Annotated in this window: 13 protein-coding genes; 2 read left to right on the top strand and 11 right to left on the bottom strand. The window is 38.6% G+C overall.

Translation table 11 applies throughout. The features are described 5' to 3' along the window. Positions 1-127: 127 nt before the first annotated feature. From AN957_RS04480 to AN957_RS04445, 9 genes are all read right to left on the bottom strand, one after another. Positions 128-1,402, bottom strand: a complete 1,275-nt coding sequence (locus AN957_RS04480) for an L-cysteine desulfidase family protein (protein WP_053479098.1) — start codon at positions 1,400-1,402, stop codon at positions 128-130. A gap of 81 nt (positions 1,403-1,483) precedes the next feature. Beyond that, positions 1,484-3,367, bottom strand: a complete 1,884-nt coding sequence (gene abc-f / locus AN957_RS04475; RefSeq protein WP_056682537.1) for a ribosomal protection-like ABC-F family protein — start codon at positions 3,365-3,367, stop codon at positions 1,484-1,486. Between the two features lie 190 nt (positions 3,368-3,557). Then, positions 3,558-3,689, bottom strand: coding sequence for an RAxF-45 family protein (locus AN957_RS28755; RefSeq protein ID WP_256376283.1), 132 nt, complete (start codon positions 3,687-3,689; stop codon positions 3,558-3,560). A 292-nt stretch (positions 3,690-3,981) separates the two neighbouring features. After that, positions 3,982-4,932, bottom strand: a complete 951-nt coding sequence (locus AN957_RS04470; RefSeq protein WP_053479313.1) for a cation diffusion facilitator family transporter — start codon at positions 4,930-4,932, stop codon at positions 3,982-3,984. Positions 4,933-5,080: 148 nt separating this feature from the next. Next, positions 5,081-5,713 (bottom strand): response regulator transcription factor, encoded by a 633-nt coding sequence (locus tag AN957_RS04465; protein ID WP_053479100.1) that lies wholly within the window; start codon positions 5,711-5,713, stop codon positions 5,081-5,083. Positions 5,714-5,757: 44 nt separating this feature from the next. Beyond that, positions 5,758-6,780 (bottom strand): sensor histidine kinase, encoded by a 1,023-nt coding sequence (locus tag AN957_RS04460; protein WP_053479101.1) that lies wholly within the window; start codon positions 6,778-6,780, stop codon positions 5,758-5,760. Beyond that, positions 6,777-7,511 carry a cell wall-active antibiotics response protein LiaF gene (gene liaF, locus AN957_RS04455; RefSeq protein ID WP_053479102.1) on the bottom strand — a complete coding sequence of 245 codons (735 nt, stop codon included), beginning with the start codon at positions 7,509-7,511 and terminating at the stop codon, positions 6,777-6,779. The genes AN957_RS04460 and liaF overlap by 4 nt, the downstream gene beginning before the upstream one ends. 266 nt (positions 7,512-7,777) lie before the next feature. Beyond that, positions 7,778-8,425, bottom strand: a complete 648-nt coding sequence (locus tag AN957_RS04450) for a PspA/IM30 family protein (protein WP_056682533.1) — start codon at positions 8,423-8,425, stop codon at positions 7,778-7,780. Positions 8,426-8,453: 28 nt separating this feature from the next. Beyond that, positions 8,454-8,798, bottom strand: a complete 345-nt coding sequence (locus AN957_RS04445) for a lmo0954 family membrane protein (RefSeq protein ID WP_053479104.1) — start codon at positions 8,796-8,798, stop codon at positions 8,454-8,456. A 199-nt stretch (positions 8,799-8,997) separates the two neighbouring features. Between AN957_RS04445 and AN957_RS04440 the strand changes: the two genes are divergently transcribed. Then, a complete protein-coding gene (locus AN957_RS04440; RefSeq protein ID WP_056682530.1) occupies positions 8,998-9,975 on the top strand; it encodes a VanW family protein in 978 nt (325 codons plus the stop codon). Between the two features lie 31 nt (positions 9,976-10,006). Further along, on the top strand, positions 10,007-11,533 hold the full coding sequence (locus AN957_RS04435; protein WP_053479106.1) for an FAD-dependent oxidoreductase: 1,527 nt from the start codon (positions 10,007-10,009) through the stop codon (positions 11,531-11,533). Between the two features lie 244 nt (positions 11,534-11,777). On the opposite strand, the gene AN957_RS28750 is transcribed toward AN957_RS04435, so the two are convergent. Then, positions 11,778-11,912: a hypothetical protein gene (locus AN957_RS28750; RefSeq protein ID WP_256376284.1), complete on the bottom strand. Its 135-nt coding sequence runs from the start codon at positions 11,910-11,912 to the stop codon at positions 11,778-11,780. Between the two features lie 74 nt (positions 11,913-11,986). After that, the gene (locus tag AN957_RS04430; RefSeq protein ID WP_056682527.1) at positions 11,987-13,126 is read right to left on the bottom strand and encodes a DEAD/DEAH box helicase; all 1,140 of its coding nucleotides are present in this window, start codon (positions 13,124-13,126) and stop codon (positions 11,987-11,989) included. Positions 13,127-13,223 lie beyond the last annotated feature (97 nt).

Genomic DNA, 13,223 nt, shown 5'->3' with positions numbered 1-13,223 from the left:
TTCGCTTTCCGGTACGCATTCTATATAAGATATGAGACAAGTTGTCTAATTATTTTATTGTTTTTCTTTTAAAAAGTTTATATTGAAAAGAAAAAGGCCGGCATGGATGCCGCCCCCCTAAAAGTATTTATTTCTCTAACATCAATTTTAAAATCATCTCATCTGTTTGCCTTGTTCCTTCATTTCCGAGTTTACAAAAGCTTTCGATGCTTTTTTCGACATCATCATGAATGAATCCATCTGTGGAGCTGATTTCCTGATGATTCAACGCAAGCAATGCTGATTGGACAGCTACATTCGAACAGGTTGAAACCTTCATCGCACAGCCTGCTTTTGCTCCATCACAAATCATTCCCGAAACATTTCCAATCGTATTTTGAACAGCGGCCTTTACTTGTTGAATTCCCCCATCAAGTAAATAAACAATCGCAGCACTTGCTCCCATTCCAGCAGCTGTTACACCGCATAAAGCAGACAGACGTCCAAATTTTGATTTAATGTGTATCGTTATTAAATGGCTCAGGGCTACTGCGCGAATCATTTTTTCCTCTGATACTTGCAGCTTTAATGCCGCTGCAACAACAGGCAGTGTTACGGCAATACCTTGATTCCCGCTTCCCGTATTTGCCATGACCGGAAGGGTGGAGCCAGCCATTCTTGCGTCAGAACCAGCAGCAGCAAGAGACATGGCTGCTGTTGCCAAATCATCAGACAAGATGCCTTTTTTCACATTATCTTGAATGGTTCTTCCAACATTCAAACCATAATTACCGGAAAGACCTTCCTCACCAATTGCCTGATTTAATTCAATGCTCCTTTTTACAAGTGTTAAATCATTTATATCTGTATGAAGAACCCACTCATATATTTCATCGATCGTAAGCTCTTCAAGTTCTTCTTCATCCGTTTGGATTCCAATATTTTCACAACCGCCAAGGTAGACAGCTTTTCCATCTACTTCAATTAAAGTAATATTGCTATGGTTATCAGAAATAACAACCTTACAAATTTGCTCCTCTGTTTCAACAATGACCTCAATATAAAGCCTTTTAGGCGTCTCCGCTTGCCCTGCAGTTATCTTTCCTTCTTCAATTAGCCTGATGGCACGCAGCTCATCTTTATTCGTAAGCCCATTTAACACTTCGAGGTTTTTTGTGGGGTCACCCGCAACAGCTCCGAGTGCAGCAGCAAAATCTAAGCCTTTTCCCGTCATTCCTGGGATCCCGACAGACTTAGCATTCTTAATAATATTTCCGCTAGCCTTCACACAGATCTTTTCTATCGTTCCCTTAATATGACTCTTTGCAGTTGCTGCCGCAAGCGCAATAGCTACTGGCTCCGTACAGCCCAATGCGACAACTAATTCTTTTTCTAAAATAGACATGATTTTATTCTTTTCCATTTGACCCCACCTGCTTCTCCATAAAGTACAATTATCTAAAATTCTATCATAAACACTGTGGGATTTTTCAAAAAAATATAATTACAGCCATTTCTCCAATTGTTGATACAATGCTTCCCTGTCTTTTTCCAGATCCCCTTTTTTCTTAAATAAATTTTGCAGATTTTCTAAAGCTTCTTCACATTCCATTTCTGCTTCTACTAGCAAAAGGGCTGCTTCTAATTCCTCTATTAAATTTTCCAATTCCATCACTTTCAGCTCATTGCTTCTTTGCTTTATTGTCGGCTCTTTAAGCACTCTCTCTTCATTTATTGGACTTTCTGGAACAATAACTTTTGTTTGTTCATCTAACTTTTTCTTAGCCCAGTTATAGTCCCCAGCGAAGAGGTGAATTTTTTTATCATCGATCCAATAAATCTTCTGAAAAATTTTGTTTATAAAGTAGCGGTCATGAGATACAGCCAGAATGGTTCCTTGGTAATCCTCAAGTGCTTCCTCTAAAACCTCTCTAGATTCAATATCTAAATGGTTCGTTGGCTCATCCAAAACAAGAAAGTTTATATCCTGATACATAAGCTGTGCCAAGCGGAGCCTCATTTTTTCCCCCCCGCTTAATTGTGAAACACTTCTAAAAACTGCATGCCCGTAGAATAAGAAACTTGCAAGGATATGGCGAGCTTCCCCTTCAGTAACTGATACCTCATCACGGAACGTCTCAATAACAGACTGATCCGTTGCTTCAGAAAAAACATGCTGGGAAAGATAGCCAACCTTCACATTGCTTCCTCGCCGCACCTCTCCTTTATCAGCCTCAATCTCATCAAGAATCATTTTTATCAATGTTGATTTTCCCGTCCCATTATCACCAACAATGGCTATTCTATCTTGAAATTGGATATGCATATTTACATTCTCAAAAAGCTTCTGGCTGCCAAAAGACTTGGAAACTCCCTTCATATAGACAACATCTTTCCCACTTCGGTCAGCTGAATCTAAATCCATATTCATCTTCTTACGGTTTATGTTGGGACGGTTTAGCTTCTCCATTCGTTCAAGTGCCTTCTCCATACTCCGTGCCCGCCGATGAAGTCCTGCATTTGGCGGATTTGCCTGATTGGCCCACTCTTTTAACCGTTTAATCGTTTCTTTCATCTTTTTTATTTTTTTCTGCTGTTCTTCATACTGCTGGAATTCTCTTAACAGCCTTTCCTCCTTTTCCTTAACAAATCCTGAGTAATTGGTATGGTAGATCGTCAACTCACCATCCTCAAGATCGAGGATTTTGTTTGCTGTCTCGTCTAAAAAATATCGGTCATGGGAGATGATCACAACCGTTCCATCATATTCTTTCAAAAACCCTGCTAACCATTCAACAGCCTTTATATCAAGGTGATTGGTAGGCTCATCCAGCAATAGAAGATTTGGACTTTTAAGCAGCATATGACCAAGACAAATTTTTGTTTTCTCCCCGCCGCTTAAAGAGTTAAAATCCTTATTTAATAACTCGGCAATATTTAGCCCATTGCTTATTCGGTCGATAAAAGCGTCCATTTCATATCCTTTTTGATGAGTAAACTGCTCCTGAAGCTCCCCATATTTATTGACCAGATTACTTAATTTTTCGGAATTGGTTTCCTCCCCCATTTCCTTCTCTAACTTTTTCATATTTACTTCCATTTCCACTAAATGGGCAAAGGCTATTTTCAATACATCTATCGTCTTCATCCCGTCAGGATAACTTGGGATTTGTTCTAAAAACCCTATTTTACATCCTTTTCGCCAATGAACCTGACCTAAATCAGGTGCTTCCATTCCTGCTAATAGCTTAAACAGGGTTGTTTTCCCGCTGCCATTTCTGCCAACTAAACCAACGATATCCTTTTCATGTATTTCAAATGAAAGATTCTCAAACACAGAATTTCCGCCATACATTTTTCCTAGCTGCTGTCCACTGCATGCAATCATTATTAATTCCTCCGTTTATTCACATATACTTTAAACAAAAAAAGACCATAGGAATGCATCATCCTATGGCCCAGAGGAATAGAAAAGGAGAGCATAAAGAAGCCCTCCTTTTACCATTCCTTATATTAAGATTGTCATAAAGGAAGTTTGTCCTTCCTCATATACAACATAAGTGGGTAAAGAGATGTTTTCACTGTTTTGTTTTCATTATGCAATTGCTAAAAAAGGGCATACGTATCCCGTTAAAAGCAGCATCATGAAAAATTGCACGGCAAAGATATAAATGTTTCATTTCTTCACGTGCAAAAACAGCTTGAATCATCCCTTCTCCACCTCCAATCAAATTAGTTAAGTATATTCTAATATTTCTGCAATTCTAAATCAACAATTTTCATTTATCTCTTCGTCTAAATTTTGATACAAACTGTTCATATTTCTAACAGGAAGGTTAGACACTGATAAATAAAGATATTCAAAGTCTTAAAAGATGGCTAGAAGGAGGTGGAATCTTTGTCCATCCTATTTCTTCATCATATTTATTAAAATCTATTCTACACAAACCTGACTCACAAAAATGTCCACGGACCATGTCAGGCACTGTCCGTGGACATTTTTTATTTCCAGGTTGGGATTTGATCCGTTTCTAATATTCCCAAGGTGACATCACCTATATCAGGATCTTCCAGCAGTTTATCTCTTACTCTAAATTTAATATCATCTGCATCAGCAAGCGATAGACCTTCAGTTAATTCAATATAGCTTTCCACATGGTACTTTCGACCTTCCTGAAGAATTCTTAAGTTTTGAATATCATCAACATGTTCATCAGATAAAATGATCGCTGCTACCCGATCTTCCACTTCTTTAGGAGCGGCGACTCCGATTAAGCCCAATGTGTTCTCATAACCAATTTTTATCGCTATTCCTACTAGGAGCAAACCAATTAATAGGGTACCAATCCCATCAAGTATATATAAACCCGTAAAATAAGCGATAACAATTGATATTAGGGCTAACAAAGCACCAAAAGTGGCAATGATATCTTCATAAAACACCAATCGGGTTGGCGGAGAAGCAAGACGGACATTTTTCACCGCTACAGCAACAACGCCAAAACCTTTGGCAGTACTCCTTGATTCATGGGCAATTTCTTTCATTGCTTTAAATAAAATGAAACCATCAATAAGTACAGCAAATAACATAACAGCAACATTAAGCCAAATATCAGTTGACTCCTTCGGATGCCGAATCAATTCCCAGCCTTTATGAATAGTCTCATAGGCCATAATCGAAATAACAATTACTGCAATCAACACAAACAGATTAATAACCCTTCCAAAGCCTGTAGGAAATTTTTTTGTCGGAGCTTTTTCAGCGAGAGCACTGCCAAAAAAAACAAACCCCTGATTTAACGCATCTGCCAATGAGTGGAGAGTCGTGGCAAGCATCGCGCCGCTTCCGCTTATTCCTGCTGCAATCCCTTTAACTATAGCAAGAACCGTATTCCCTAGAGCGGCAATTCCTGAAGATTTATTGCCCTTTTTTAATAAGCTAATAAATGACATATCGTCACCTGCCTCATTATATTTAACTAAATAATGCCCTTTATATGTATGAATTAAAAAATGCACTTATTAAGTATTCCCTAAAACAAAAAAGAGCTATCATTATTAGCTCTCTTCCCTTTAAATAATTTACTTTTCCTATTTTTTCCTATTCCGCTAGTGAATGTTTAAATGCATATATAACAGCCTGGGTGCGATCCTGTACCTGTAGCTTGCTAAGAATGTTACTGACATGCGTCTTTACTGTCTTTAATGCAATAAAAAGCTCATCCGCTATTTCTTGGTTCGTTTTTCCTTCTGTCATTAATAAAAGAATTTCCATCTCCCTGCCTGTCAGTTCTTCATGTGGGAGCTGCTGTGTTTTCTGTCTCATTTTCACCATCATTTTTCCCGTTACTTCGGGCTCAAGAACAGATTGGCCATGATAAGTGGAGCGGACTGCATCCGCTATCTCACTCGCTTTCGATGTTTTTAGCATATAGCTGGTAGCTCCAGCCTCAAGAGCAGGATAGACCTTTTCATCATCTAAAAAGCTTGTGACAATAATGATTTTCGCTTCCGGCCACTGCTCAATAATATTTCTTGTTGACTCGATCCCATCCATTTCTTTCATGACTAAATCCATAAGTATAATGTCGGGACGTAATTCAAGGGCCATTTCTATAGCTGTTCTCCCATTATCTGCTTCCCCGATGACTTCAATGTCCGGCTGTGCAGATAAATAAGAAGAAACACCAATCCTCACCATTTCATGATCATCAACAAATAATACTTTAATCAATTTGCCTCACCCTCTACAATTATGTCTAGCTTAGACACTCATTCCTAAATGATCGGTACCTTCACTTCAAGACGTGTTCCGTTATTTTTCAAACTGATAATCTTCAACGTACCGCCAACTTCAACAGCTCGTTCATACATATTTTGCATTCCATATGAACCTGCTTTTGCTTCCTCTACATCAAAGCCTATGCCATCATCGACCACTCGTAAAATCACAAACTCATCTCTCTGAATGAGCAGTACTTCGAGGGACGTTGATTTAGCATGTCGAAGTGTATTCGATACTGATTCTTGCAGGATTCGAAAGAGATGATCTTCAATTCCTTTATCTAATGGAAAATCTTCAATTTTCCATTTTATTTCCATTGTCACTTTTTGTGATAATTCAATTAATAGTTCTTCAATTCCTTCTTGTAATGTCTTTCCTTTTAACGCTACTGGTCTTAAATGAAGTAGAAGTGCACGCATTTCTAGCTGGGATTGATGAATCATTTCCTCCACCATCTTCAGCTGCTTTGTTTCTCTATCATCCGTTTTTGTCTTTGCTTCGTTGATCGCAGACATCATCATTGATGCAGCAAAAAGCTGTTGGCTGACGGAATCATGAAGCTCACGAGCTAAGCGATTTCTCTCTTGAGAGATAATCTCCTGCATTCGAGTCTCCATGTCCTCAGCTTTTTCCGTTGCTAACTTCTGAGAGAGCTTTGCTTGCTCTGCTATTTGTTTTTGAATTTTCTCTACCCTTGTTGCAATTGTTTGAATTTCTGATCCTGCGTTTATTTCACTAAGTTCAAGCTGCCTTCCTTCTTCAATTTGATAAAGCCAGCCATCAATTGATTCAATTTGTTTTTTCCAGTGAATACCTGATATTAATCCAAAGAGAATACCAATGACGATGCTTAAACTTGGAATAAATATGATAAACGGAATATCCATTACATCCGTTTCCCATAATGACCGCCAGTCTGAGAGTGGAAACCGAATAAAATAGAAAACGGTAAACGACACACAAATCAATATAGAAAGTCCCGCTCCCCAAACCATTTGCCGCTGAACTGTACTCATACCCGCTTCACCTCTAAATCACCAACAAGCAATGAGGTGAAGATTTTGATTCGCTGTTCAGCCTGGTTAAATCCAGGTGTTTGCATATGAACAGATTGATTGAATATTTTATTTTCATGAAAATCAAAAATTTCCGTTGCACCTGCAATAACAGAATGGTTTACACTCACTTCCACATCATATGGGACGAGAACATGAATATTTCCAACAAAGTTCCGAATAAAAATGACTGTTTCACCTTTTGGCAATACCGTATAGCTAAAGTCGATGATCGTATCCCCAATTCCAGCTTGAATATTTATATCGCTCCACTCATATCCTTGCTCAGGTGTTTTTTGCTGCCCAAATAATTGATTGGAAAAAAGTGATTCCTTTTTAATCACAGTTTCTTTTTCAATTGATGGGCTAGACTCCTTGATTAAAGGCTTCAAATGGGCTGGACTCCGTTTCGATTGCACAAATTGAATGAAGAAATGCAATAAAAGCGCCAACAGGAAAAATTTTAATGTCATCATGTTAAAAATATTAATAATTAGAAAGATAAGTCCAAACCAAAACAGGAGCTTCCCAGATGTTTTCGGCATCCATTTTCTCCCTATGTAAATCATACCGATCGACACGAGAAGGGAGAAAATCAAGCCCCGGTTAAAAAAGAAAAATTCCAAAAGAAGAACGATAATCCCTAGCATAACAATCCAACTAACATACTCACTTTTTACTTTATTTAACATCGGACTTCCTCCCTTCTGTGAAAACCTTTACTTTATGCCAAAAAGGCGCAGCTGTCCTACGCCTTTTTAGAATACCATGTTTTCCTAATAAAGTCAGAATGTATTACTATGGAGTTAGAGATTTGTCTAGCTCCAGCGCCTATCAAACTTCAGGTCCCCTCCCTACGATAAGTCAACATCGGTTCGCTCTCGCTCACCGTGTTTCCTTTATCTCAGTCGCGGCCCTTCCAGTTTGTACGGCGATGATCAAGGCGCTTGCGCTTTCCTTATGAAATAGAATGAGTTTCTTCCTTTTTCATCTCTTTTTCTAATTGAGCGATGCGCGCATCGATTGTATTCCGATAATATGAACTGTTTACTTGATGCTCAAGGCGGTCAAGATATGACTCAATTTCCTGAAAGCGTGAGTATGATTCATTTGAATATGCATGATTATCAAGCACCTTATTCATTCTATTGTTGGCACGAGTAACATTTTCCCTGCCCATTAATTCCATTCGGCGAATATGCATATCCTTCAGTTTATGTTTCATTTCTTCATATTTTCTTTCAAGCTCAGCAAGCTGCTGCACCGTTTGATCCAATGTTGCTTTTAGACGAGAAGCTCGCTCCTCATACTGTGCTTGCTCATTAGCAGCAAAGACATATAATTCAGTTTCTCCTGCCTTCGTAGCAATTTCAGCTTGACGCTTTCGTTTGCTGGCCACCTCTTGTGCCTGATTGAATTCACGAGTAAATTCCTCTTTAAGCTGATATTGGCGCTCTAGTAATTTTCGTACCTTTTCAGTTTCTGCTTCACATTCACGTAAGTATTGGTTTAATAACGTTATTGGATTCTTTTTCTCCTTTTGGTCTAATACTTCATTGATATCTGCTAATACCGTATTTTTTATGCGTGTAAATAAGTTTGCCATTCTTTTTATCTCCCCTTAAATAAATTGATTAGTATTTGTTGATATCTGCCCATTGCTTTTCAAAGTTGACAAATGGATCCTTCTCTTCAGCTACGACTGATTTTGAGGTATTCCATTTTTTATATACAAGGTAAAGAACATATGCAGCTGCGATCCCTAAGATTGCTGGGATATTTGAAGCGGAAGCCATCAGCGCAATAAGTCCGATGATTCCCCAGCCAATCTTACCTAAAGTTGACTTTTCTTTAATAAACTGTTTGAACACAAGGTATAGGATTGCTACGCTAATCGCTAGCCCAATCATTGGACCTAAATTTGTCAGCAGCACGATTGCTGCAATTCCTCCTGCCATTAGTAATCCAAATTTTTTCATTTCGTTTCCTCCTTTCTTGATTTCATCTTACCTTGATTCCTATCTCCTTATAACGAGCCAGAGCTTTATTTTCATCTAGGACCTGAGACGTATCACATGTAAGACTAACTTTCTTATACAGAGGAATTGATTAAAATATCATTCAACCACATGAAAACAATGGACTCAATCCATACTAACTTTGGAGGTGTAAGAAAATATGAATGCAGCTTGGTTTTTCGGGTTACTTCTAATCATTCAGCCTATCAATCCTTCTGAAAATTTAATGATTGAGAATCAGGGTGAAATGATTACAAGCATAAACCGGCTTGACTACACCATGTCTTTTCCGGGTATACCATTAATTGATTTAGAAAAATACAATGCGTTTATCAAGGAGTTAGATGAACAAACGTACAAGCCGCCAGTAAATGCTTATATTAATGATTTAGGAAGAGTAATTGAGGGTGAACCGGGTAGAAAGTTATATCGAAAGGCTTTTAATGACTTGTTCTATACTTATTTTTATAAAACGAACGCTTCAAGAGTTGAGGTTCCCATGCTTCCCATTTACCCCAAAATAGACCGCGACCTATTATTGCGTATTTATGTAAAGCCCATTGGCCAATATGTGACTTATTTCAATCGCAATAATACAGCACGCAGCCATAATATTACCCTTGCATCGGAAGCCATTAATAATTATGTGATCTTTCCGGGTGAAAAATTTTCTTTCAATCAAGTGGTTGGAAAAAGAACGAAGGAAAAAGGATATATGCGGGCTCCTGTTATTGTAAGAGGAGAATTATCAGAAGACATTGGGGGAGGGATTTGCCAAGTGTCCTCTACTCTTTTTAATGCAGCTGATCGAGCGGGATTAAAAATGGTTGAACGCTACTCACATTCAAAAAATGTCCCTTACGTCCCCCCAGGTAGAGATGCAACTGTCAGCTGGTACGGACCTGATTTTAGTTTTATTAATGAATATAGCTTACCGATTCTCATCCGCTCAAAAGTCCTAGGAGGACAAATGATTATTCAGCTTTTTTCCTCAGACGAGATTGATTACGAACCACGTCAAGTTCCAAGTACGAAAAATGTCCCTCAGCAAGAAATACAAAGTGAAAAGGAAACGATTAACAAGATCTCCTCCTCTTCTTTGCATTTGTATACAAACGCTTTTGATAGGGAAAATTAAGTATAAAAAGCTTTATTACAGGAGGAAAAATATGACGTCTACACATGAAATGCCTCAATATCCAGAGTCTTATTGGAGAGAAATAAATCTGCCTTCATTCGAAAAGCTATCTGAACATACATCTGTTGACATTGCCATAATCGGCGGGGGGATTACCGGAATAACTGCCGGGTATTTACTAATTAATGAGGGATTCAGGGTTGCTATTTTAGAAGCTGGAAGTATTCTTAGTGGAACAACAGGTCATACAACAGCAAAAATTACTGCACAGCATGGCTTGATATATGATGAATTAATCAATCATTTTGGGCAAGAAAAGGCCTCTTTATACTATAACTCTGCTAATGAATCTTTAGAATTTATCCGAAATACTGTGAAAGAAAAACAAATTGATTGTGATTTTAGCCAGGAAGAGGCATATATTTATGCTACATCTGATGAGTATGCACGAAAAATAGAAGCAGAATTAGAGGCATATGAAACGATTGGCATTAATGGAGCTTTAGTAGACGGAATTCCTTTTAATATTAAAACAAAAGCCACATTAAGCATGCGGGATCAGGCTCAATTTCATCCGCTTAAATATTTAGAGCATTTAGTACAGGAATTCATAAAAGCTGGCGGGATCATTTACGAGGGCACAACAGCCACAGATATAGGCGAAGGAGATCACCCCGTTGTCATTACACGAGATGGACACCGAGTAAAATGTAAAAATATTATTGCTGCCTCTCATTTTCCCTTTGTTGATATGATGGGGTTTTATTTTGCTCGTATGTATCAAGATCGTTCGTATGTTCTCGGTGTTAAGGTTCAAGAAGAATTTCCAGGCGGCATGTATATAAGTGCAGACAACCCCACCCGTTCCTTGAGATATACGCCATACAAAGATGAAAAGTTAATTCTGGTCGGGGGAGAAAGCCATAAAACTGGGCAAGGAATTGACATGATGAAGCACTACGAAGCTCTCGAAGCTTTTGCTGAAAAAACGCTTGGTATAACTGATTTTCCATACCGTTGGTCAACACAGGATTTAATTACCTTAGATAAGCTCCCATATATTGGTCCAATTACGAAGCAGAAATCTGGCATCTTTGTCGCGACTGGATACAGAAAATGGGGAATGACGAATGGAACGACAGCTGCCTTGCTATTGAGGGATCTGATTATCGGAGCTGAAAACCCATATAAAGAGTTATTTGACCCTGCAAGATTTCAAACAGACCCAAGTTTAAAGAAGGTTATTTCCATAAATACTGACGTTGCCAAACATTTAATAAAAGGCAAGCTTGAAACCGTATCAAGAGAACCAAGCGAGTTAGAAAATGATGAAGGCTCCGTTGTTATGATCAATGGAAAACGAGCAGGTGCATATAAAGATAAGGAAGGCAAGCTTCATTTGCTTGATACCACATGCACACATATGGGCTGTGAAACCGAATGGAATGCCGGAGAGAGAACATGGGACTGCCCTTGCCATGGTTCACGTTTCTCATATGACGGCGAAGTGTTTAACGGCCCTGCAAAAAAACCATTAAAAAAGATTGATTTAGAATAAGAAAAGCGGAAGCGCCTTGGTCATCGCCGTACAAACTGGAAGGGCCGCGACTGAGATAAAGGAGACACAATAAGCGATAGCGAATGGATGTCGACTTATCGTAGGGAGGGGACCTGAAGTTTGATATGAGATAGGACGCTTGCCCTAGACAATTCTCTAACTCCAAAGGTATAAATTCTGATACGATAATATAAATAGAAAAATCCTCTTTTTAGAAATAGAGGATTTTTCTATTTGAATCATACTAGTCTTGACGGCGATTTTTTTGTTTATCATCACTGCCGGTTGTAAACTCCACCAATTCTGAGCTAGTTCGATTGCCTTTTTTCACATTCTTATTGCGTTCAGCGTTAGCATTGCCTTGTTTTTGTCTTCCCATTGTACCTCTCCTTTTTCACATAATCAAAGGTAGTATGAGCGACAAAAAGACTCCTTATGCATGCGGATTTGCTATTATCTTTGTCCTGGATCAACAATTTTTCCGCCACGCATGACTTTTTTCACTGCTTGAATCCCCATCTCATTCGTAAATTTCTTTAGGTCTCTTTCCTCCCTCTCAGTAACAACAGAAATAACCGTCCCTTTTGCACCAAATCTTCCAGTTCTTCCAGAACGGTGAACATATTGCTTTAGATCTCTTGGGAAATCCATATGAACAACATGTGTCACACCTTGGATATCTAGCCCGCGTGCGGCTACATCAGTTGCAAGCAGCATATTCGTTTTTCCTGTACGGAAGTCCTTCAAGGATTTCTGACGTTCCATCTTATCTAAATCACTATGTAGAGAACTAGACACAATGTGGTTATAATCTAGCTTTTCAGACATGACAGTCAGATTTCCGATATCTTTAACAAAAACAAGTGCTTTTATATCTGTAAGTCTTGAAATCTTCTCAAGCAGCTTAATTTTGTCTCTTTGTTCAGCAACAAAGTAGATGTGGTCAACTTCAGCTGCATCAATTGTCTCATCCTTTTCAACTCGAATAACTTCAGGATTGTTTGTCAATTCCTTTGCGAGCTTTTCCGTTTCCTTTGGAAGCGTGGCCGAGAACAGAACAACTTGACGCTCACTTAAAGTTGTTTTAACAATATTTCTAATTGTTTCTATATGCTCTGGTACAAGCAGCTGATCTCCTTCATCAAGGATGACTGTTTTTACCTCATGCATTTTAAGCTTCTTTTGTTTGATTAGCTCAAACATCCTGCCTGGGGTACCTAATGCAATATGAGGATGTTTTTTTAATTTCTCCAGCTGTCTCTTTACGTTTGCTCCGCCAATAAAGGTAGCAGCCCTAATCCCGCTTCCCTCACCCCACTTCTGAATTTCCTGCAGGATTTGCATCACTAACTCTTGTGATGGCGCAATGATAACAGCTTGAATGGCTCTTTTTTCAGCATCAATTTTTTCTAGTAAAGGAAGCAAATAAGCAAGCGTCTTTCCTGTACCAGTAGGCGATTCAGCAATAAGATCCTTTCCTTCTATTGCGGCCGGAATTGCCTTTGTCTGAATAGTAGTTGGCTGTGTGAACGCAGACTTTTCCCAAACCACTTGAATAAATGGCTGTAGTTGGCTAATTATTGAATGTGTCATCAGTATCTCCTTTATTTCGTCTAAGTAGTTGAAAAATGCATCTATATAATAATGATTAGTATCCTCAAAAATGAGTTTCGTTATTGATACTATCTTA

Origin of the sequence: Cytobacillus solani, assembly GCF_001420595.1 — a bacterium.
Classification (GTDB): Bacteria; Bacillota; Bacilli; order Bacillales; family Cytobacillaceae; genus Cytobacillus; species Cytobacillus solani.
The sequence above is the reverse complement of the archived record's forward strand: the minus strand, read 5'-3'. Positions and strand labels throughout refer to the sequence as shown.